Source organism: Novosphingobium sp. NFX11, assembly GCF_057376415.1.
Genome location: NZ_CP080385.1, coordinates 263,516 through 284,987 on the forward strand (window position 1 = coordinate 263,516; position 21,472 = coordinate 284,987).

19 protein-coding genes and 1 pseudogene are annotated in these 21,472 nt (G+C 67.3%); 15 read left to right on the plus strand and 5 right to left on the minus strand.

What is annotated here, in order from left to right:
* Nucleotides 1-26 precede the first annotated feature (26 nt).
* Nucleotides 27-1,145: an LLM class flavin-dependent oxidoreductase gene (locus tag KZO24_RS19010; protein WP_271183003.1), complete on the minus strand. Its 1,119-nt coding sequence runs from the start codon at nucleotides 1,143-1,145 to the stop codon at nucleotides 27-29.
* 190 nt (nucleotides 1,146-1,335) lie between these two features.
* Here KZO24_RS19010 and KZO24_RS19015 point away from each other — a divergent pair, with 190 nt between their 5' ends.
* On the plus strand, nucleotides 1,336-2,394 hold the full coding sequence (locus KZO24_RS19015) for a helix-turn-helix transcriptional regulator (protein WP_486487544.1): 1,059 nt from the start codon (nucleotides 1,336-1,338) through the stop codon (nucleotides 2,392-2,394).
* Nucleotides 2,395-2,555: 161 nt separating this feature from the next.
* Here the strand turns inward: KZO24_RS19015 and KZO24_RS19020 are convergent, their stop codons facing one another.
* Nucleotides 2,556-3,458, minus strand: a complete 903-nt coding sequence (locus KZO24_RS19020; RefSeq protein WP_486487545.1) for a helix-turn-helix domain-containing protein — start codon at nucleotides 3,456-3,458, stop codon at nucleotides 2,556-2,558.
* A 36-nt stretch (nucleotides 3,459-3,494) separates the two neighbouring features.
* Between KZO24_RS19020 and KZO24_RS19025 the strand changes: the two genes are divergently transcribed.
* Nucleotides 3,495-3,635, plus strand: coding sequence for a hypothetical protein (locus tag KZO24_RS19025; protein ID WP_271183000.1), 141 nt, complete (start codon nucleotides 3,495-3,497; stop codon nucleotides 3,633-3,635).
* Between the two features lie 9 nt (nucleotides 3,636-3,644).
* Here KZO24_RS19025 and KZO24_RS19030 read toward each other — a convergent pair whose 3' ends face one another.
* Nucleotides 3,645-4,793, minus strand: coding sequence for an acyl-CoA dehydrogenase family protein (locus KZO24_RS19030; protein WP_271182999.1), 1,149 nt, complete (start codon nucleotides 4,791-4,793; stop codon nucleotides 3,645-3,647).
* 2 nt (nucleotides 4,794-4,795) lie between these two features.
* Nucleotides 4,796-6,292: pseudogene (locus KZO24_RS19035) on the minus strand (acyl-CoA synthetase).
* A gap of 218 nt (nucleotides 6,293-6,510) precedes the next feature.
* On the opposite strand from KZO24_RS19035, the gene KZO24_RS19040 reads away from it, so the two are divergent.
* Genes KZO24_RS19040 through KZO24_RS19065 form a run of 6 tightly spaced genes read left to right on the plus strand, consistent with a single transcriptional unit; the run spans nucleotide 6,511 to nucleotide 13,801 of the window.
* Nucleotides 6,511-8,754: a TonB-dependent receptor gene (locus tag KZO24_RS19040; RefSeq protein ID WP_271182997.1), complete on the plus strand. Its 2,244-nt coding sequence runs from the start codon at nucleotides 6,511-6,513 to the stop codon at nucleotides 8,752-8,754.
* A 14-nt stretch (nucleotides 8,755-8,768) separates the two neighbouring features.
* Complete coding sequence (locus tag KZO24_RS19045; RefSeq protein WP_271182996.1) at nucleotides 8,769-10,001, plus strand: cytochrome P450; 1,233 nt, start codon at nucleotides 8,769-8,771, stop codon at nucleotides 9,999-10,001.
* Nucleotides 10,002-10,015: 14 nt separating this feature from the next.
* A complete protein-coding gene (locus KZO24_RS19050; RefSeq protein WP_271182995.1) occupies nucleotides 10,016-11,473 on the plus strand; it encodes an aldehyde dehydrogenase family protein in 1,458 nt (485 codons plus the stop codon).
* Nucleotides 11,470-11,886 carry a GFA family protein gene (locus tag KZO24_RS19055; RefSeq protein ID WP_486487546.1) on the plus strand — a complete coding sequence of 139 codons (417 nt, stop codon included), beginning with the start codon at nucleotides 11,470-11,472 and terminating at the stop codon, nucleotides 11,884-11,886. The genes KZO24_RS19050 and KZO24_RS19055 overlap by 4 nt, the downstream gene beginning before the upstream one ends.
* A gap of 2 nt (nucleotides 11,887-11,888) precedes the next feature.
* On the plus strand, nucleotides 11,889-12,686 hold the full coding sequence (locus tag KZO24_RS19060) for an SDR family NAD(P)-dependent oxidoreductase (protein ID WP_430099190.1): 798 nt from the start codon (nucleotides 11,889-11,891) through the stop codon (nucleotides 12,684-12,686).
* An 11-nt stretch (nucleotides 12,687-12,697) separates the two neighbouring features.
* Complete coding sequence (locus KZO24_RS19065) at nucleotides 12,698-13,801, plus strand: NAD(P)-dependent alcohol dehydrogenase (protein ID WP_271182992.1); 1,104 nt, start codon at nucleotides 12,698-12,700, stop codon at nucleotides 13,799-13,801.
* Nucleotides 13,802-13,828: 27 nt separating this feature from the next.
* Here the strand turns inward: KZO24_RS19065 and KZO24_RS19070 are convergent, their stop codons facing one another.
* Nucleotides 13,829-14,560 carry a TetR/AcrR family transcriptional regulator gene (locus KZO24_RS19070; protein WP_486487547.1) on the minus strand — a complete coding sequence of 244 codons (732 nt, stop codon included), beginning with the start codon at nucleotides 14,558-14,560 and terminating at the stop codon, nucleotides 13,829-13,831.
* A 144-nt stretch (nucleotides 14,561-14,704) separates the two neighbouring features.
* Between KZO24_RS19070 and KZO24_RS19075 the strand changes: the two genes are divergently transcribed.
* Genes KZO24_RS19075 through KZO24_RS19105 form a run of 7 tightly spaced genes read left to right on the plus strand, consistent with a single transcriptional unit; the run spans nucleotide 14,705 to nucleotide 21,428 of the window.
* Entirely contained in the window at nucleotides 14,705-15,466 is a 762-nt protein-coding gene (locus KZO24_RS19075) for an SDR family NAD(P)-dependent oxidoreductase (protein ID WP_486487548.1), read from the plus strand.
* 28 nt (nucleotides 15,467-15,494) lie between these two features.
* Entirely contained in the window at nucleotides 15,495-16,655 is a 1,161-nt protein-coding gene (locus KZO24_RS19080) for an acyl-CoA dehydrogenase family protein (RefSeq protein WP_486487727.1), read from the plus strand.
* The gene (locus KZO24_RS19085) at nucleotides 16,642-17,715 is read left to right on the plus strand and encodes a phosphotransferase (protein WP_271182988.1); all 1,074 of its coding nucleotides are present in this window, start codon (nucleotides 16,642-16,644) and stop codon (nucleotides 17,713-17,715) included. The genes KZO24_RS19080 and KZO24_RS19085 overlap by 14 nt, the downstream gene beginning before the upstream one ends.
* Nucleotides 17,712-18,503, plus strand: a complete 792-nt coding sequence (locus tag KZO24_RS19090; protein WP_271182987.1) for an enoyl-CoA hydratase/isomerase family protein — start codon at nucleotides 17,712-17,714, stop codon at nucleotides 18,501-18,503. Before KZO24_RS19085 ends, KZO24_RS19090 begins: the two co-directional genes overlap by 4 nt.
* A 2-nt stretch (nucleotides 18,504-18,505) precedes the next feature.
* Entirely contained in the window at nucleotides 18,506-19,666 is a 1,161-nt protein-coding gene (locus KZO24_RS19095) for an acetyl-CoA C-acetyltransferase (RefSeq protein ID WP_271182986.1), read from the plus strand.
* Entirely contained in the window at nucleotides 19,666-20,658 is a 993-nt protein-coding gene (locus KZO24_RS19100; RefSeq protein WP_271182985.1) for an NAD(P)H-dependent flavin oxidoreductase, read from the plus strand. The genes KZO24_RS19095 and KZO24_RS19100 overlap by 1 nt, the downstream gene beginning before the upstream one ends.
* Entirely contained in the window at nucleotides 20,655-21,428 is a 774-nt protein-coding gene (locus KZO24_RS19105) for an enoyl-CoA hydratase-related protein (protein WP_271182984.1), read from the plus strand. Before KZO24_RS19100 ends, KZO24_RS19105 begins: the two co-directional genes overlap by 4 nt.
* The last annotated feature ends 44 nt before the right edge of the window (nucleotides 21,429-21,472 follow it).

Here is a 21,472-nt window from a genome sequence, read left to right on the forward strand (position 1 = left end):
TGCTGCGCGTCGAGCCGGGCCACCGTTCAGCCTTCCACCAGTCGGGCGATCTCGTCCTCGGTCTCACGGACTTTGGCGGCGGAACTCGCGGCGAATTTCATGCCGCCCATCGCGCCGTACTCCATCAATTTGTAGACGCGCATCCCGGCATCGGCGAAGCCCTTGACCCTCAATGCGACTTCCTTCGGTGTACCGACAGGCAGGATGTCGCGGATGGCCTGCGGGTTCATCTCGTCGCAGAATTTCAACATGGCTTTGCGGCTGAGCTTTACGGGGTCGAAATCCATGATGCCGCGCCAGTCCGGCCCCATCGGGTGATCGTGGCCAAACTGCGCCAGATCCTTTGCGGTAATCATGAGCACGATCGATTTGACCATCGGCGCGCGCAACATTTCGTCGATCTCATCGGGCTCGCCGATTAGCGCCATCTGGGTGATCGCCGGGGTGAACTGGCTCATGTCCCGCCCTGCCGCCTCGCCTGCGTCAAGGATTAGCTTGAGCTTGGCCGCATAGTCCTCGGGCGTCCAGGAGCCTGCTGGCCACCAGCCGTCCGCCTCGCGCCCGGTGATGCCAAGCATTCTCGGCCCTGCGGCTCCCAGCCAGATCGGCGGCGGCTTACCTTCGTAAAGCTCGGTGTCCATCCGCGCGTGGTGGAGGTGGAAGAAGTCGCCTTCGAAATCGACTGGTCCATCCGAGTGCCACAGCAGCTTGATGACCTTGATAGCCTCTTCCAGCCTGCCGACCGGCTTCGCGAAATCGAAACCATAGGGCACGATGTTTTCCAACTCGCCCGAGCCGAGCCCAAGGATAAACCGGCCTTTCGACAGATGGCTTACGGTCAGGGCAGATTGCGCCAGGAGCGAAGGATGTCTGCGTACCGTATCGACCACCGTAGTCGCGATCGGGGTGTTCCGCGTCAGCACGGCGGTGGCCGCACTGACCGCGATACCGTCCAGATGTCGGTGCGGGCTGGGCGAGGAGATCGCGAGATCGGTGAACTCCGGCGTCCAGATCGAATCTGGCCAGAAGCTGACCATGTGATCGGGCAGCCAGATCGAATGGTAGCGACCCGAATCGTACTCGCCCGCCATGTCGATGCCGAGCGGCAGGGTCGTGCGCAGGAAGGCGGCGGGCCGGACTTTCATCGGATAGTCACATTCATCGGCTCATCCTCTTGCGGTGCATCGTGGGTACGATGCGTGCCTTTCGGCCCTTTGTTCGATGACCATGGGTGGTCTAGGCACCGGGTGAAGCAAATTCCCATTTGGGGATGAGGCGATGCCCGGAGAGAGCCTGACGATCGAACATCTGATCGCCCCGCTGATCGGCGGGCTGGTGGAATATCCGCCCTGGCGCGCGTTCCTCGACGTCTTGCGGGCGGAGGTTGCGGGTGATTATGCCAGCCTCGTATTCCGTCCGCTGCCGCTGGGGACGCCTGAGGCGCGGGTGATCCACCTCTATTCCGGCGCGCCATCGCCAGCGCCGGTTTCGCGTCTGTATCGCGAGGACCTCTATCTGCGCGATCCGATGCCTTATCACGAGATGGTGGAGGGGCGCACGTACCGGCTCGATCAATTGTTGCATTTCGGGGAGCCGGCGCATGACGCCTATCTCACCCAGTTGCTGGTACCTTCCGGCATGAATCATATGCGCATGATCCGCTTTGCCGCACGTGAGGGCACTAGCAGCTGGATCACGGTGACCCGGCGCAATAGGGAGTTCGAAGCAGAAGTCGATCGTCTGCTCGAAGCGATGGCGCCGTATATGCGTGCCGCGCTTGGCAGCTTCGTGGCGTTGGAGCGTGAGCGGATGACCGCGACCGTCACGCAAGAAGCGGTTCGTCGGATGAGTTTTGGGTGGCTCACCCTTGACGGAGAAGGGCGCGTTCTCGATGCCGATGCGCATGGTTCGCGCATGCTGGACGCGGGTAATCGCATAGCGCGGGGCAGGGACGGCAAGCTGACGGCCCATGACACGGCGCTGCGTCGCCAACTACTTGCCGCGGTGCGCGAACTGGCGGTTGACCCACAAGCGCCGCCACAGGCGATCGTGCTTGCGCGTGAACCGTGGCTCGACCTGCTTATGCTTCCGTCCGGGCAGCGGACGGGAACGACACAGGCGGCGCCGGCGATCGTGTGCTACCTCCATGCCGACAACTGGTCCTCGACCGACTGCTGCAATCAACTAGCCCAACTGTTCGACCTCACCCCGAGTGAGGCGCGGCTGGCGTTGGCGTTGAGTCGCGGCATGTCGATTGCAGAGGCCGCCGGACAAGTGGGCCTGACGGTTGAATCGGCGCGCACCTATTCCAAGCGGATTTACGCCAAGACCGGCGCGCGAAGTCATGCAGACCTCGTGCGGTTCATTCATCGCTCGGTACTGGTCATCGCGTGAAACGGCATGGAACCGTGCAGCTAAATTTCACCGATCATTTTTCAGATAAAATCTTTTATCAAAAAATTGATTTTTCTGCTTAAATACATCTTATTATCTCAATGCGAAGGCGTCGAACCATCGAGATCCTCGATCGAGGATCTCGATGGCTTGATATGACATCATGACAACTCAATTGATGTTCTTCCGCTACGATAGCGCGACGGCGTTTCCCCGCAGAACTTTAGGAATGCCCTGTTGAAGCTGCTCTGGCTGCCGAAGCCCAGCAGTTCCGCGATCACGTTCATCGGCGCATCGGACTGTGCCAGCATCTGCTGCGCGCGCTCCAGCCGGGTCTTGAGCACGAACTGGTGCGGCGTCATGTTGGTCGCCTTGCGGAATACGCGGCACAAGTGGGAAGGCGTGATTCCGGCGTCGGCGGCCATCTTCTCCAGGCTGTGCTCCGCCTCGGGATGGCGGCGGATGGTATCCATCATGTGGTGGATGCGGTAGGAGGAGAACGCCGAAACCGGGAAATCGGCCGCCGTCGTGCGCGCCGGGCCGCGCAGCATGTGCGCCTTCAGCGCGTCGATCAGCGAGGCGACGTAGATGTCACGGGCGCCCGATTCTGGTTCGTAAAGCTCGGCCAGGATCTGTCGCGAGAGGGCGGAGCCGAGCGGATCGTTGAAGGCGAAGCGCATGCGCGAGAACTGGTCGAGCACCGAGGCCGAGCGCAGTTCGTCGGAATCGATGCTGAGCGTGATGACGTCCAGTTCGCCGTCGACCAGCCAGCGCGTCTGCATCGTCGCGGGCACGATGGTCGCCGCGCCGGGATAGGCGGCATCGTCGCTCCAGCCGTCGCGGTCCCAGGTGCGCACGTTGGCCTTGCCCGCAAGCTGCACCACGAACAGCGGATCGGGCAGACCGGGCAGGGCATAGCTGCCCACGAACTGGCGCCAGCGGCTGAAACGCCAGCGTCCGTCGCTTGATTCCAGGCTGACCTCGGGGCCGCGCCGCAAGGTGTCGGCAATGATTGCCTCGCCGTGCCATGTGCTGGGCGAGGCGATGTCGCATGCGGCGATCATCGCGGCGCACCCTGGGCGGTGGCTCGCGATCGCTGCATGGAGACGATCGTGGCGATTGCGTCCATTGTCATCCTTTTCCCGGTCCGGCAGGCTGTGCTGCTCTTCGATCGGGACAGGGTAACGCAAAATCCGCGCAATGCCTTGTCGAAAATGCGCATCGATTTTGACGTTTCTTGATCTGCCGGACTACGGCACTCCCCGTTCGTCCAGCCCCATGCCGCGTGCGATGATCTCAAGCATGATCTCGTTCGATCCGGCGAAGATGCGGCTGATGCGCGCGTCGGTGTACATGCGGCTGATGCGGTACTCGTCCATGTAGCCCGCGCCGCCGTGGAGCTGGACCCCCAGGTCGGCGGCCTCGCCCTCCAGTTCGCTGGCCACCAGCTTGGCCGCCGCCGCGTCCTCGGGCGTCAGGCGCGCGGCATTGGCGAGGAGCACCAGCTGGTCGATCCACGCCTGCGCCGCGTCGATCCGGCTGCGCAGCGCGGCAAGGCGGAAACGGTTGTGCTGGAACAGGCCGACGGGGCGTCCGAAAGCGGTGCGCGTCGCCGCGAAGTCCAGCGTCAGCGCCAGCGCGGTCTGTGCCGCCGCGATGCTGGCGATGGCTGCGATCAGCCGCTCGGTGGCAAGGAAGCGCATCAGCGCGGGCAGGCCCGCCTCGGGGTCGCCGAGCACGTTGTCACCGGGCACTTGTACGTCGTTGAAGAACAGCTCGGCGGTATCCTGCGCTGCGAGGCCCATCTTGCCCAGCTTCCCGCCCCGCTCGAAGCCCTCCATGCCGCGTTCGACGATGAAGAGGCCCAGCGTCTTCTCTCCCGTGCGCGCGGCGACGACCACCGCGTCGGCAAGGATGCCGTTGGAGATGTAGGTCTTGGCGCCGGTCAGCCGCCAGCCGTCGCCCTCCCGGACGGCGCGGGTGCGGATCGCCCGCAGGTCGCTGCCGCCGCCTGCCTCGGTCATCGCGATGGCCAGGATCGTCTCGCCCGAGACTACGCGCGGCATCAGCCGGCCCTGCAGGGCCGGCGTGCCCAGCGCGGCGATGTAGGGGGCGACGAGATTGCTGTGCAGGTGCAGGTAGAACCCCGGCTCGCCGCCGCGCACGTTCTCCTCAATGACGATCTGGTCGAAGCGCAGGTCCGCCACGCCCGCGCCGCCGTGGGCGGGGTCGGCCCAGAGACACAGCAGTCCGACGGCCCCCGCCTTGCGGTACACCTCGCGCTCGACGATGCCTTCGCGCCGCCAGCGCTCGGCGTGGGGAGCGACTTCGGCGGCCATGAACCGCGCGGCCGAGGCGCGGAACAGGTCGTGCTCCTCTTCGAAGATCAGGCGTTGCACGGTCAGCGGGCCTTGAATTCGTCGATCAGCTTGCGCTTCATGAGCTTTCCGGTGGGTTCGCGCGGAAGTTCGTCGCGGAATTCGAACGTCTTCGGCGTCTTCACGCTGCCCAGCGCGGCGCGGACGAAGGCGCCAAGTTCCTCCGCAAGCGCAGGGCCGGCGGTTGCCCCTCGGCGGCGCGAACGACGGCGAGCACGCATTCGCCCATCTCCTCGTGCGGGACGCCGATCACCGCCACGTCGGCGACCTTGGGGTGGGTGATGAGGTGGTTTTCGATCTCTTGCGGGTAGATGTTCACCCCGCCCGAGATGATCATGAAACTGCGCCGGTCGGTGAGGAACAGATAGCCATCCGCATCGACGTGGCCGACGTCGCCCAGCGTCGCCCAGCCCCGGTCGTTGTGGGCTGTAGCGGTCTTCTGTGGATCGTTGTGGTAGACGAACGATGGCCCATCGGCGAAATAGACGTCGCCGGTCTCCCCGGGGGCAGTTCGCGGCCTTCGGGGTCCAGCACCTTCACTTTGCCCAGCACCGCCTTGCCGACCGAGCCGGGCCGCTCCAGCCACTCGGCCGAGGACAGCGCGGTGATCCCGCAGCATTCGGTGCCCGAGTAGTACTCGTGGACGATCGGCCCCCACCAGTCGATCATCGCCTGCTTGACCGGCACCGGGCAGGGCGCGGCGGCGTGGATCACCGCTCGCAGCGAGGAATGATCGCGCCGCGCGCGCGCTTCGGGCGGGAGTTTCAGTAACCGCACGAAGTGCGTGGGCACCCATGTCGCGTGGGTGATGCTGTGGCTCTCGATGAGCGCGAGCGCTTCCTCGGCATCGAAGCGCTCCATGATGACCACGGTGCCGCCGAGCCGATGGATCGTCATCGCCCAGCGCAGCGGCGCTGCGTGGTAGAGCGGCGAGGTGGAGAGGTACACGGTGTCCTCGCCCATGCCGTAGAGCGCGGTGCCCATCGTTTCCAGCGGCGTCGTCTCGTCCAGCGGGCCTTGCGGCAGCGGCGGCTGCACGCCCTTGGGACGGCCCGTGGTGCCCGAGGAATAGAGCATGTCGGTGCCCGCGCTTTCGTCCGCCACTGGGGTTTCGGGATAGTGCGCGATCGCGCTGCGCCAGCGGCCGGCATCGTAGCTTTCCACCCCGGGCGCATCGCGCAGGGCCTCGGCGGCGAGGGGGCGAGGCGGTCGGAGTGGACCAGCAGCCGTGCTCCGGAATCGCGCAGGATATAGGCGATGTCCGCCGCGCCCAGCTTGGTCGAGATGCTGGTGAGGTAGAGCCCGGTGCGCTGCGCGGCCCAGGCGACGTCGAAGATCGCGCTTTCGTTGTCCATCAGCAGGGCCACGACGTCGCCGCGCCGCGCGCCGAGGTGGCGCAGCAGGTGGGCGCCGCGATTGGCGGCGGCTTCCAGTTCGCCGTAGCTGACCGTCTCTCCCGTCGCCGGAATGACGAGGGCGGGGCGCTGCGCATCGCTGAAGGCGAAGGGCCTGGGGTGCATCGATGAAACCTCTCTCGGGCAAGTTCGGGCGCGGACTCTGTCGATCCGCCGTCTCCGCGACATTGGGGCGCAAGAGGGCGAGGGCTCAAGGCGAGCGCAAGAAATGACAAAAACGGGATCAAGCCCGGTTAAAGCCATGGAGGCCCGCAGCGGCTAGTCATGGGGCAACCCGACGAAGCCCCTGAGATGAAAAACGGGGCGAGGGAGGAGAGGTGCACATGAACATCACCAAGGCTGGAATCGCGTCCGTCATCCTGAGCTGCGGCGTTTCCAACATCGCGCTCGCGCAAGAGGCGACGCAGGCTCCGCAGGGCAGCGACGCCGTTGCCGGAGACATCATCGTCACCGCGCAGCGCCGTTCGCAGTCGCTGCTCGACGTGCCGCTGGCGATCTCTGCATTGGGCGGTGACGCACTGGAATCAAAGGGAATTACCAACTCCGCCTCACTCGCGACGGCGGTGCCGAACCTGCAGGTCAGCAGCTCGTTCGGGCGCACCCAGCCCAACTTCTCGCTGCGCGGCATCAGCGTGGCGAACGAGTTCAACTCCAACCAGGCATCGCCGGTCGGCGTCTACATCGACGACGTCTACATCGCCGCGCGCACCAGCCATGGCATGGGCCTGTTCGACCTCGACCGCGTGGAAGTGCTGCGCGGCCCGCAAGGCACGCTTTTCGGCCGGAATACGACCGGCGGCGCCATCAATTTCATCACGCGGCAACCGGCACTCAACGGCACTCAAGGCTACCTTCAGGCGGGCTACGGCAACTACAACACGTTCAAGGCGCAGGGCGCGGTAGAGACAACCATGGTCGAGGATGAACTCGGCCTGCGCATCGCCGCGAACTACGAAAAGGGCGACGGACAGATCCGCAACGTCTACCCCGGCGGCCGCGATGCCAACAGCGTGGACTCGCTGCAGGGCCGCGTCGCCCTGCGCGCCAAGCCCGGCAACGGCGCCGTCGACATCAAGATCCGCGCCTATGCCGGACGCGATCGCGGCACGCAGGCGACCCCGCTCGGCATCCCGAGCGAACGCGCCGCATCGAACCTCGGCTTCTTCGAGATCAACGAGAACCGCGTCGGCCTCAGCCGCACCGACGCATGGGGCATCGCGGGCAACGTCTCGGTGGAGTTGAGCCCCACCGTCACCTTCACCTCGATCACATCGTATGACGGCGGCAAGCTCGATCTCGATCAGGCGGCTGATGGATCGCCCAACGACGTGCTCGACATCACGTGGCAGTCCGGATTCCGCCAGTTCAGCGAGGAAGCGCGGATCAATTACGAAGGCGATGCGCTGAAACTCGTCGGCGGCCTGTTCTATGGCTGGGACCGCACCGTCACCGACAACCGCTTCAACATCGGCAGCGCGCTGGGCGCGGGCGTCGACGGCGGGTTCTTCCAGCACTACCGCCAGAGCCGCCGCTCCTACGCCGCGTTCCTTCAGGGCGACTACGACCTGACCGACAAGCTCGTCCTGACGCTGGGCGCGCGCTACACCTGGGATCGCGGCCAGTACCGCGACGGCTATGCCTTCCTGTTCGCGGGCGGCGTGGACGATGCGATGACGCCGATCGCCTCCACCGTGCCGTGCAGCGGCGCGCCGGGCACTTGCGCCTACGACCCCAACGCGCGTTTCAACCTCGACGGCAAGAACAACGCGCTCACCGGCCGCGCTGCGCTGAGCTATACCTTCGACAACGGGTTGCTGGTCTACGCCAGCTACAGCCGCGGCTATCGTTCGGGCGCGTTCAACGGCGGCAGCTACACCTCCTCGGCAGGCGTCAACTACGTCGAGCCCGAGCGCGTCAATGCCTACGAGGCGGGCGTGAAGGGCCGCCTGCTGGGCAACATGTTGACGCTGTCGGCGGCGGGGTTCTACTACGACTACACCAACCAGCAGGTGCAGGACTTGCGCGCCGGTCCGGTCAACTTCCTCGTCAACGCACCCAAGGCCGAAGTCTACGGCGGCGAGATCGAGGCCACCTTGCGCCCCGCGCCCGGCTTCACGATCAACGCCTCGGGCGGCTATCTCCACGCGACCTACAAGGAACTGTCGCTGCAGGGCGTCGACCTGTCCGGCAACGCGCTGCCCTTCGCTCCGCGCTGGACCGCGCAGTTCGGAGTGGACTGGAAGGTGTTCGACACCGGGCGCGACAGCGTGACTTTCTCGCCCTCGGTCAACTACTTCAGCCGCCAGTACTTCTCGCCCTTCAACACGACCGACGTGGCGGGCACCGGACAAGTCAATTCCGAACTGCAGCAGGGTGCCTATGCCAAGGTCGATGCGGCGCTCGCCTGGCAGCATGACAACATCGAGCTGCGCGGCTGGATCAACAACGCATTCAACCGCAAGGTGCTGGCCTACGGCCTCGACCTGCGCGGTGCGGGCTTCAACTACAACCTGCTCGTCCCCGCCGCGCCGCGTACCTACGGCGTGACCGCGCGCGTCAGCTTTTGAGCGGAGGGAACGCCATGAGCCCGACCCTGACTCGACCGGACCTCAAAGATCCCGACCTCTACCTCGACCGCGCGCCGCATGACGTGTTCGAAATGCTGCGCAGCATGGAGCCGGTCTACTGGAACCCGGAAAGCGACGGGGCGGGCTTCTGGTCGCTCACCCGCTATGCCGATATCGTCGAGGTATCGCGCAATCCGGCGCTGTTCTCCTCGGCCAGCGAAAACGGCGGCCACCGCATCTTCAACGAGAATGAGGTGGGACTGACGGGCGCGGGGGAATCGGCGATCGGGGTGCCGTTCATCTCGATCGACCCGCCCACGCATACCCAGTACCGCAAGTTCATCATGCCTGCCGTAGCCCCGGGTCGCCTTGCCGGGATCGAGGAGCGCATCCGCGAACGCTGCCTTGCGCTGGTGGACAAGATCCCGCTCGGCGAGCCTGTGAACATCGTGCCGCTGCTGTCCGCGCCGCTGCCGCTGCTGACCTTGTGCGAGCTGTTCGACCTGCCCGCGGACATGTGGGTGAAGCTCTACGACTGGACCAACGCCTTCGTCGGCGAGGACGACCCGGACTTCCGCCAGAGCCCCGAGGCGATGGCGACGATCCTCGGCGAATTCATGGCCTTCTGCGGTCAGCTGTTCGAGGAACGCCGCGCCGCGCCGGGGCAGGATCTTGCCACCTTGCTGGCGACGATGGAGGTGAACGGTAGCCCTGTCACCTTGCGCGAATTCACCGGCAACATGATCCTCGCGCTGGTCGGCGCCAATGAGACGACACGCAATTCGCTGAGCCACAGCATAGTCGCCTTCGCCGAGAACCCCGATCAGTGGGACCGCATCCGCGCCGAGCCTGACCTTCTGAAGAACGCCGTGCGCGAGATGGTACGGTACGCCAGCCCGGTCATGCATATGCGCCGCACCGCCATGGCGGATACCGAGATCGGCGGGCAGGCGATCCGCAAGGGCGACAAGGTCGTGATGTGGTATATCGCCGCCAACCGCGACGAAAGCGTGTTCCCCGATCCGCACCGCTTCGACGTAGGGCGCGGCAATATCCAGCACTTGGGCTTCGGCACCGGGCAGCATGTCTGCGTCGGCTCGCGGCTGGCGGAGATGCAACTGCGCGTCGCTTTCGGCATCCTGGCCGAGCGGGTGGCGGGCTTTACGGTCCAGTCGCCTCCGCGCCGGTTCCGGTCCAATTTCATCAACGGCCTCAAGAACCTCGACGTAGTGCTGGCCCCGGCGTGACAGGAGACACGACTTTGCTTGGTTTCGACGGTCTGGAACTTCCCTATCTGGCGCTGACGGCGGGCGGGGACCGGCTGGCCACGGCGGCGACGCTGCCCGATGTGGACCCGTGCTCGGAAACCACTTTCGCGGAAATCCCGGTGGCCTCCGCCTCCGACGTCGATCAGGTGGTGGAGGCGGCATGGCAGGCTTTCCGCGCGCCTCAATGGCGCGGCCTTGCCCTGCTGGCGCGCGAGCGGCTGCTGCACAAGCTGGCCGATGCGATGGAAGCCGACCTGCCGCGCCTCGCCGCGCTGGAGGCGCTCGATACCGGCAAGCCCGTCAGCATTGTCGAGGCAGTGGACATTCCCGCCGCGATTTCCTGGCTGCGCGCCTATGCGGGCTGGCCTTCGAAGCTGGCGGGCCGGGCGGGGACGCTTTCCGCGACGCCGGGCGACTATCACGTCTATTCGCGGCGTGAGCCGATCGGCGTCGTCGCGGCGATCACGCCGTGGAATTTCCCGCTGGTGCTGGCGATGTGGAAGGTCGCACCGGCGCTGGCGGCGGGCTGCACCGTCGTCCTGAAGCCCGCGCCGGAGACCCCGCTCAGCGCGCTGCGGCTGGTCGAACTGGCGCGCATCGCGGGGCTTCCCGAAGGCGTGCTCGGCGTTGTCACCGGAGACGGCGCGACCGGCGCGGCGCTGGCCGCGCACCCGCGCATCGTCAAGGTGGCCTTCACCGGCTCCACCGCGACCGGGCAGGCGATCCTCGCCGCCTCGGTGCCGGACCTCAAGCGCGTGACGCTGGAACTGGGCGGCAAGTCGCCCTCGATCATCTGCGCCGATGCCGATCTTGCTTCCGCCATCCCGCAGGCGGCGATGGGGTGCTTCTTCAACTCAGGCCAGGTCTGCTACGCGGGCACGCGGCTCTACGTGCACAGCTCGGTCTACGACGAAGTGCTCGAAGGCATCGCCGCCGTCGGCAGTGCGCAGAAGCTGGGGCCAAGTGCAGACCGCGCCAGCCAGCTCGGCCCGCTCATCAGCGCCCGCCAGCACGCGCGCGTCACGGGCTTCGTCGAGCGGGCAAGGGCAGCCGGGATCGAGGTCATGCCGTCCGCCGCCGCGTTGCCCGAGCGCGGCTTCTACCACGCTCCCACGGTGCTGCGAAACGTCCCCGCCGCCGCCGAAGTGATGCGCGACGAGGTGTTCGGCCCGGTCCTCGCCACCGCGCCGTTCGACGATATCGAGGAAGCCATCGCGCTCGCCAACGACAGCGCCTTCGGCCTTGCCGCGCATGTCTTCACCCGCGATCTGGCCACCGCGCACCGGGCCTCCGCCGCGCTGGAGGCGGGCACCGTTTTCGTCAACTGCGTGATGCTGGCCGACCCGGCCTTCCCCTTCGGCGGCATGAAGATGTCCGGCATCGGGCGCGAAAGCGGCAGCGAAGTGCTCGACGCCTATCTGGAACCCAAGTCGGTGGTGATGGCCCTATGACGCAGGAAACCCATTCCGGCGGCTGCCTCTGCGGGCAGGTCCGCTATGCTTTCGAGGGCGAGCCGCTGCTCGCCGCAGTATGCCACTGCCGCCATTGCCAGCGACAGTCCGGCAGCGCCTTTTCGCTGGTCATCGCGGTGACCGACGCGGCCTTCTCCCGGCAGGGCGAGACGCGGGTGTTCGAGGATGTGGGCGACAGCGGCCAGCCCGTTTCGCGCCACTTCTGCCGCACTTGCGGCTCGCCCATCGTCTCGATCGCGGGCGCGCTGCCGGGGCTGACGCTCATCAAGGGCGGCACCCTCGACGAACCGGGGCGCTGGACGCCCGCCCTCGAAGCCTACTGCGATGGCAGCCTGCCATGGCTCCCTCCCGTGGCCGCCGAGCGCCACGCCCGTTCCAATATCGGAGAATGACCATGCCGAGTGCCCTGTTCGACCTGACCGGCAAGACCTGCTGGATCACCGGCGCCGCCTCGGGCATCGGCCGGGAGACGGCGCTGACGCTCGCCCGCCAGGGTGCTAGCGTAATCGCCAGCGACCTCAACCTCGACGGTGCGCGCGACACGGCGGCAGCCTGCGGCGATGCGCTGGCATTGGCGCACGACGTCAGCGACGAGGCCGCCTGGGCGACCTGCGCCGCCGCCGTTAAGGAGCGCTTCGGCAAGCTCGACGTGCTGGTGAACAACGCCGGCATCATGATCTCGCGCCCATTCTCCGAGGCCCCGGTGGAGATTCTGCGCCGCCAGAGCCGCATCAACGTCGAAAGCGTCTACATCGGCATGCAGACCGCCGAGCCGCTGATGAAGGCCGCCATCGCAGGGGGCGCCGCAGGGGCCTCGATCATCAACCTGGCCTCGATTTACGGCAAGGTCGCGGGTGCGCAGTTCGCCGCCTACAGCGCCACCAAGGGCGCGGTGCGGGCGCTCAGCAAGGCGGTCGCCTACGAGTGGGCGAGCGCGGGCATCCGCGTGAACTGCGTGCTGCCCGGTCCGGTCCAGACCAACCTCGGCGCCGACTGGGAGCCGCCGGTGGATGCACAGGGCAATCCGATCCCGCCCGAAGTCGCGCTGGCGGCCTGGGCGTCGCTGATCCCGATGAAGCGCCTCGGCGTGGCGAGCGACATCGCGCCGATGATCGCATACCTTGCCAGCGACGCTGCCGCTTTCGTGACCGGCGCCGAATTCACCGCCGACGGCGGCTACACCGCAGCCTGAGGAGAGCCCCCATGCACACCACCGCCGCCATCGCGCGCGAGGCCCACGGTGACTTCACCGTCGAGCCGGTCGACCTTGCCGAGCCCCGCGCGGGTGAGGTGCGGGTGCGGATCGCGGGCGTCGGCCTGTGCCACACCGACCTCATCGCGCGCGACCAGTTCATCCCGATCCCGCTGCCCGCCGTGCTCGGCCACGAAGGCGCCGGGTTCGTCGAGGCCGTGGGCGAAGGCGTGACCAAGGTCGCGGTCGGCGACCGGGTGGTGCTGGGATTCTCCAGTTGCGGCCACTGCCCCCGCTGCGAAGAACACCTGCCCTCCTACTGCCGCGAATTCCCGGTGCTGAACTACGCAGGCGCGCGGGGCGACGGCAGCACCGCGATCAGCATCGACGGCGTGCCGGTCTCGGCCAACTTCTTCGGCCAGTCCTCCTTCGCCGCCCATGCCGTGACGCACGAACGCAACCTCGTGAGGATCGAGGCCGAGGACGTGCCGCTCGAACTGCTGGGGCCCTTGGGCTGCGGATTCCAGACTGGCGCGGGCGGCGTGATACGCTCGCTGGCGTGCCCGGCGGGATCGAGCATCGCGATCTTCGGCGGCGGCCCGGTGGGGCTGGCGGCGGTCATGGGCGCGGTGGTGCAGGAATGCGCGACGATCATCCTCGTCGAACCCTTCGCCACCCGCCGCGCCATGGCGCTGGACCTTGGCGCAACCCACGTCATCGATCCGGCTGAGGGCGATGTCGGCGCCGCGATCCGGGCGATCCTCCCCGATGGCGTGGAGTTCGCCTTCGAGACGAGCGGGCGCGAGGCTGTCGTCGAAACCGCGCTGGCATCGTTGTCCAGCCACGGCCTGCTGGGCCTTGTCGGCGTGCCCCCTCGGCCCGAGAGCAGCCTGTCGATCAACCTCGCCTCGCTCATCACTTACGGCCACCGCATCCACGGCATCGTCGAGGGCGACAGCGACCTCCAGACTTTCATCCCGCAGTTGGTCGAGCTTTACCGCGAAGGCCGCTTCCCGTTCGACAAGCTGATCCGCACTTACCCCCTCGCGCAGATCAACGAGGCGGTCGCCGCGCAACTGAGCGGTGAGTGCATCAAGGCAGTGCTGGTCCCCTAGAGAGCACGATGTCTCTGCACCCTTTCGTCATTGCGAGCGTAGCGAAGCAACCCAGGGCCGCGCAAACCGCCCTGGATTGCTTCGCTGCGCTCGCAATGACGAGGGTGGGGTAATGCGCAGGGCGTCACCCCGCGGCGCGAGGCCCCGGACCAGCACGTCGACCATCGTGGCGGCCAGTTCCTCGGCGCTCTGTCCGCCTTGGGCCGCGTACCATTGTCCTGGCCAGTTGAGCGCGCCCGCCAGCGTGAACGCGGTCATCCGCACATCGAGCGGTGCGATCGAGCCGTCCTCGACGCCCGCCGCCACCAGATCGCGCATCGCCTGGTCGATCCGCCGCTTGAGCGCCCGGAAATGCGCGCGGCCTTCTTCGGACAGCACGTTGTCGTCGGTGCGCACCACGCAGCGGCCGAAATCGTCCATGTTGATCTCGGCATAGCGGCGCAGGAAATGCGTGAGGCGCGTCAGCCCGTTGCCCGGTTCGCGCTCGGCCTCCGCCGCCGCCTCGCGCAGCAGGTCGAGGCCGCGGCTGATGCACTCCAGCAGCACCTGCTCCTTGTTGCCGAGGTAGCGGTAGATCGTCGGCTTGCTGATGCGCAGGCTGGCGGCGACCTCGTCCAGCGAGGCGGCCTGAAAGCCGCGCGCGTTGAAGGCGCGCACGGCCGCAAGCAGCACGGCCTCGCGCTTCTGGTCCTTCTCGCGAAGGCGGTCCTCGGGCGAACGGAACGGGGAATCGATGAAGTCTTGCTCAGGTGTCGTCACGGCTTTTCCTTGTTGGGCGACATTGACAAGAAACGCGTCGTTATGCAACGTACTCACGAGTACATAAGAAACCAATGAGTTTCATGAGCCCACCGGAGACGCGATCTGCGCTGGTCCGGCGGGCGGTTTGGAAAGGGATTCCTGATGAAGATCGAAGGCATGGCGGCAATCGTGACCGGCGGCGCATCCGGCCTTGGCGCGGGCACCGCGCGGCGGCTGGCGGCCGCGGGGGCCAAGGTGACCCTGTTCGACCTCAACGCCGAACTGGGCGCGGCGACAGCACGCGAGATCGGCGGGCACTTCGTATCGGTCAACGTGACCGACGAGGCCGCCGTCGAGACCGCGCTGGAAGAGGCTGAGGCGCTGAACGGCAAGGCGCGAATCCTCGTCAACTGCGCCGGGATCGGCCCTCCCGCCAAAGTGATCGGGCGCGACGGCAAGGCGATCCCGCTGGCGGATTTCTCGAAGATCGTGACGATCAACCTGATCGGCAGCTTCAACGTCCTGTCGAAGTTCGCCGCCCGCCTGCACGATGCCGATCCCATCGGCGAGGAGCGCGGGGTGATCGTCAACACCGCCTCGGTCGCGGCCTATGACGGGCAGATCGGGCAGGCGGCCTATGCGGCGTCGAAGGGCGGCATCGTCGGCCTGACGTTGCCGGTGGCGCGTGAATTCGCCCGCTACGGCATCCGCGTGATGACGATCGCGCCGGGCATCTTCTGGACCCCGCTGCTGGCGACGCTGCCGCAGGAGGCGCAGGATCTGCTGGGCAAGCAGGTGCCGTTCCCCAGCCGTCTGGGCCAGCCCGACGAATATGCGCAGCTGGTCGAGAGCATCGTCACCAACCCGATGCTCAATGGTGAGACGATCCGTCTTGACGGCGCCATTCGGATGGCGCCGAAGTGAGCGGCTCGGGGAAGGTGCCGGTCCCGAACTGACCGCTGAGATCGCCGCGAAAGTCGAAGCCTTCGTGCGCGATGTCGTCGCGCCTTACGAGAAGGACCCGCGCCGCGATCACCACGATTGCCCGAGCGAGGAACTGGTCGCCGAACTGAAGGACAAGGCGCGCGCCGCCGGGGTGCTGACGCCGCATATCCTGCCCGACGGCCGCCACCTGACCCAGCGCGAGACGGCGGTGGTGCTGCGCGCCTCGGGCCTGTCGCCGCTCGGGCCGCTGGCGCTCAACACCGCTGCGCCGGACGAGGGCAATATGTACCTGCTCGGCAAGGTGGGAAGTGCGGCGATCAAGGAGCGGTTCCTGAAGCCGCTGGTGGAAGGGCGCGCGCGCTCGGCCTTCTTCATGACCGAACCGGCGGACGAGAACGGCGCCGGTTCCGACCCTTCGATGATGCTGACGACCTGCCATCTCGACGGCAATCACTGGGTCATCAACGGGCGCAAGGCGTTCATCACCGGGGCGGAAGGCGCGCAAGTGGGCATCGTCATGGCGAAGTCCGAGGACGGGGCCTGCATGTTCCTGGTCGATCTGCCCGATCCGGCGATCCGCATTGAGCATGTGCCCAACACCATCGATTCCTCGATGCCCGGCGGCCATGCCGTCGTCGCCATCGAGAACTTGCGCGTGCCTGCCGACCAGATGCTGGGGCAGTCGGGCGAGGGGTTCCGTTATGCGCAAGTGCGGCTCGCGCCCGCGCGGCTGTCGCACTGCATGCGCTGGCTGGGCGCCTGCATCCGCGCCAACGAGATCGCCACCGACTACGCAAACCGCCGCATGGCCTTCGGCAAGGCGCTGATCGACCATGAAGGCGTCGGCTTCATGCTGGCCGAAAACCTGATCGACCTGAAGCAGAGCGAACTGATCATCGACTGGTGCGCGGACGTGCTCGACGCGGGCGAAGCGGGCGGCACCGAAAGCTCGATGGCCAAGGTCGCGGTGTCCGAGGCGCTGATGCGGGTGGCGGATCGCTGCGTGCAGATGATGGGCGGGCAGGGCGTGACCGCCAACACCATCGTCGAGCAGGTGTTCCGCGAGATCCGCGCCTTCCGCATCTACGACGGTCCCACCGAAGTCCACAAGTGGAGCCTCGCCAAGAAGATCAAGCGCGACTGGAAGGCGGCTCATGAGCAGCACTGACGCCGCCGCCAATGCCGGCACCGGCGCGGTGCGCGAGGGCTATCGCTTCGACGAGGCCCGGCTGGAGGCGTGGATGGACGCGCATGTCGAGGGCTTCGCCGGGCCGCTCACGGTCGAGCAGTTCAAGGGCGGGCAGTCCAATCCGACCTACAAGCTGGTGACGCCAGGCCGCGCCTACGTCCTGCGCCGCAAGCCGCCGGGGCAGGTGCTGAAAGGCGCCCACGCGGTCGAGCGCGAGGCGCGGGTGCTGTCGGCGCTAGGGGCGACGGGTTTCCCGGTGGCGCATGTCCATGGCCTGTGTCTGGACGAGAGCGTCATCGGCAGTTGGTTCTACGTGATGGAGATGGTCGAGGGGCGCATCTTCTGGGACGCGACGTTCCCTGATGTCCCGCGTGAGGAGCGCGCCGCCTACTTCGCCGCGATGAACGAGACGATCGCCGCGCTGCACCGGATCGAGCCGGACGCGGTGGGGCTGGGCGACTACGGCAAGCCGGGCAATTACTTCGAGCGCCAGATCGCCCGCTGGTCGCGCCAGTATCTGGAGGACACCGAGGCGGGCCGCGATCCGGGCATGGACCGGCTGATCGAATGGCTCCCCACGGCGATCCCGGCGGGCGACGAGACGCGCATCGTGCACGGCGACTTCCGCTGCGACAACATGATATTCCACCCCACCGAGCCGCGCGTGCTGGCGGTTCTGGACTGGGAGCTTTCGACGCTGGGGCACCCCTTGGCCGACTTTGCGTATCACGCGATGATGTTCCGCATGCCGCCCGATATCGTGGCGGGGCTGGGCGGGGCCGACATCACGGCGCTCGGCATCCCGAGCGAGGCCGAATACCTTGCCGCCTATTGTCGCAACGTCGGCCGCCCGCCGATCTCGGAGCAGGACTATGCGTTCTGCATCGCGTTCAACTACTTCCGGCTGGCGGCGATCTTCCATGGCATCAAGGGGCGCGTGATCCGGGGCACGGCGGCGTCCGAACACGCCCGTGAACGCGCTGCCAGCCTGCCGCGCATCGTCGCGCTGGCGGTGGAAAGCATGGAGGCCTGCCTGTGAGTGAAGCACCTGTCGTCCTGTTCGAGGTGACCGAGGGCGTGGCCCGCGTCACCCTCAACCGGCCCGAGGCGGGCAATGCCATCGACCTCGCCATGGCCCGCGCGCTGGCCGAGATCGCCATCCGCTGCGAGACGGACACCACGATCCGCTGCGTGGTCCTCACCGGCGCGGGGCGGCTGTTCTGCGCGGGCGGCGACGTGGGGCTGTTCAAGTCCTCGGGCGATCATGTCGATGCACTGCTGAGCGAACTGGCGGGCACGCTGCACATGGCGCTCACCCGCTTCGCGCGCATGGCCAAGCCGCTCTTGGTGCTGGTCAACGGCCCGGCGGCGGGGGCGGGCCTAAGCCTCGCGATCGGCGGTGACGTGGTGCTCTGCGCGCGATCCGCGCACTTCACCGCCGCTTACGGCACGCTCGGCCTGACGCCCGACGGCGGCATGAGCTGGTGGCTGCCGCGCCTCGTGGGCCTCCGCAAGGCGCAGGAGATCATCCTCACCAACCGCCGCATCAAGGCCGACGAAGCCGAGGCGATCGGCATGGTCACCCGCACCGTCGATGACGAGGCGCTGGCGGCCGAAGGCGATGCGCTCGCCGCCCGCCTTGCCGATGCCGCCGTGGGTGCGCTCGGCGCGGCGCGGGGACTGCTGCGGCAGAGTCTCGAAACCAGCCTCGACGCGCAGCTGGAACGCGAAGTCGCGGCGATCACCCGATCGGGCGCCTCACCCGAATGCCGCGAGGGCCTTGCCGCCTACTTCGAAAAGCGCTCTCCCAACTTCAAGGATCTGTGACCATGGCCGAAGCCTATATCGTCGAAGCCGTCCGCACCGCAGGTGGGCGCCGCAACGGCAAGCTCGCGGGATGGCACCCTGCCGACATGGCGGGCGAGGTGCTCAACGCGCTGGTGGACCGCGCCGGGCTGGACCCGGCGGTGGTCGAGGACGTCATCCTCGGCTGCGTGACGCAGGCGGGCGAACAGGCCTTCGCCTTCGCGCGCAATGCGGTGCTGGCCTCGAAGCTGCCGGTCAGCGTGCCCGCCGTCACCATCGACCGGCAGTGCGGCTCCTCGCAGCAGTCGGTGCAGTTCGCGGCGCAGGCGGTCATGTCCGGCATGCAGGACGTGGTGATCGCGGCGGGCGCGGAGAGCATGACGCGCGTGCCGATGTTCTCCAACACCGCCTATCACGCCAAGGAAGGCGTCGGCATCGGCCCGTTCAGCCCGCGCATCCAGCAGCGCTTCGGGGTGGAGGGCTTCAGCCAGTTCGGCGGAGCGGAGATGATCGCCGCCAAGTACGGCTTCGACCGCGAGACGCTCGACCGCTTCGCGCTGGAAAGCCACCGCCGCGCCGCCGCCGCCACGAAGGCCGGCGCGTTCGAGCGCGAGATCGTGCCGCTGGATGTGGACGGCGTGCCCCACGTCACCGACGAGGGCATCCGCTACGACGCGACGCTGGAAAGCATCGGCTCGGTCAGGCTGCTGCAGGAGGGCGGGGTGATTTCCGCCGCCAACGCCAGCCAGATCTGCGACGGTGCCTCGGGCGCGCTGGTGGTGTCGGAGCGGGCGCTCAAGGACTACGGCCTTACCCCGATCGCGCGGATCGTCGACATGGTGGTGACGGCGGGCGATCCGGTCATCATGCTGGAGGAACCGATCCCGGCGACGCAAAAGGCGCTCAAGCGCGCCGGACTGCGGATCGAGGATATCGACCTCTACGAAGTGAACGAGGCCTTCGCGCCGGTGCCGCTGGCCTGGCTTCAGGCGCTGGGCGGCGATCCTGAAAAGCTCAACGTCAACGGCGGCGCCATCGCGCTGGGCCATCCGCTGGGCGCCAGCGGCACTAAGCTGATGGCCACGCTCGTCCACGCCCTGAAGGCGCGCGGCAAGCGCTATGGCCTGCAGACCATGTGCGAAGGCGGCGGCATCGCCAACGTCACCATTCTGGAGGCGCTGTAATGACCTTGCGCACGCGCTTCACCGACCTCGTCGGCATCGAGCATCCGATCGTTCAGGGCGGGATGATGTGGGTGGGCCGCGCCGAACTGGCGGCGGCGGTCTCCAACGCGGGCGGGCTCGGCATCCTGACCGCGCTGACCCAGCCCACGCCCGACGACCTGCGCCGCGAGATCGAGCGCTGCCGGACCCTGACCGACAAGCCCTTCGGCGTGAACCTGACGATCCTGCCCTCGGTTTCGCCGCCGCCTTATGCCGAGTATCGCAAGGCCATCATCGACAGCGGCGTCACCATCGTCGAAACCGCAGGCCACCGCCCGCAGGAGCATGTCGAGGATTTCAAGGCCCACGGCGTCACCGTGATCCACAAGTGCACGGCCGTCCGCCACGCCCTGTCGGCCGAGCGGATGGGCGTGGACGCGATCTCGATCGATGGCTTCGAGTGCGCGGGCCATCCGGGCGAGGACGATATTCCGGGCCTCATCCTGATCCCGGCGGCGGCGGACAAGCTGACGATCCCGATGATCGCCAGCGGCGGCTTCGGCGACGGGCGCGGCCTCGCCGCCGCTCTGGCGCTGGGGGCGGACGGCATCAACATGGGCACCCGCTTCTGCGCCACGGTGGAAGCGCCAATCCACGAGCGGGTGAAGCAGTTCATCGTCGACAACGACGAGCGCGGCACCAACCTCATCTTCCGCAAGTTCCACAATACCGGCCGCGTCGCCAAGAACAGCGTGTCCGATCAGGTGGTGGAGATTTCCGCCCGCGACGGCGCGGTGTTCGAGGACATCCGCCCGCTGGTCTCGGGCGCGAAGGGGCGCACGGCGCTGGAGACGGGCGATCTCGACGCCGGGCTCGTCTGGGCCGGGCAAGTGCAGGGGCTGATCCACGACATTCCGACATGCGCCGAACTGGTCGGCCGGATCGTGCACGATGCGGAAAGCATCATCGTCTCGCGGCTGGCGGGCATGGTCGCGGAGCAGGTGACGGCATGAGCGAACTCGTCATCGTCACGCGCGAAGGGCCGCTGACGATCATCACCATCAACCGGCCCGAGGCGAGCAATGCCCTGAATGCCGACGCGCAAGTCGCGATGGACGCGGCCTTCGATGCCTTCGCGGCGGATGACGACCAGTGGGTCGCCATCGTCACCGGGGCGGGGCCGAAGGCGTTCTGCGCCGGGCACGATCTCAAGCAGCAGGCGGCGGGCGGGGAACTGGTGTCGCCGCCCAACGGCTTCGGCGGGCTGACCGGGCGCAAGGGGCTGACCAAGCCGGTGATTGCCGCCGTCAACGGCGTGGCGATGGGTGGCGGCTTCGAACTGGCGCTGGCCTGCGACATCGTGGTTGCAGCGGCCCACGCGGCTTTCGCGCTGCCCGAGGTCCGCGTCGGGCTGGCGGCGCTGGGCGGCGGTATCCAGATCCTGCCGCAAGTGGTCGGGGCCAAGCACGCGATGGGAATGCTGCTGACCGGACGGCGCGTATCTGCGCAGGAGGGCCACGCGCTCGGCTTCGTCAACGAGGTGGCCGAAGGCGATGTGCTGGAAGCGGCCCGGCGCTGGGCGGAGCAGATCCTCGGCGGCAGCCCGATGGCGGTGCGCGCCACCAAGGAAGCGGTCGGGCTCGGCCTGTCCACGCCTTACGACCAGGCTTTCGCCGAGCAGTGGAGCTACCCTGCGATGCAGGCGATGCTGTCGTCCGAGGATTACGTCGAAGGTCCGCGCGCCTTCGCCGAGAAGCGCAAGCCGGAGTGGAAGGGACGCTGATCTTCCCTTCGTCATTGCGAGCGTAGCGAAGCAATCCAGGGCAG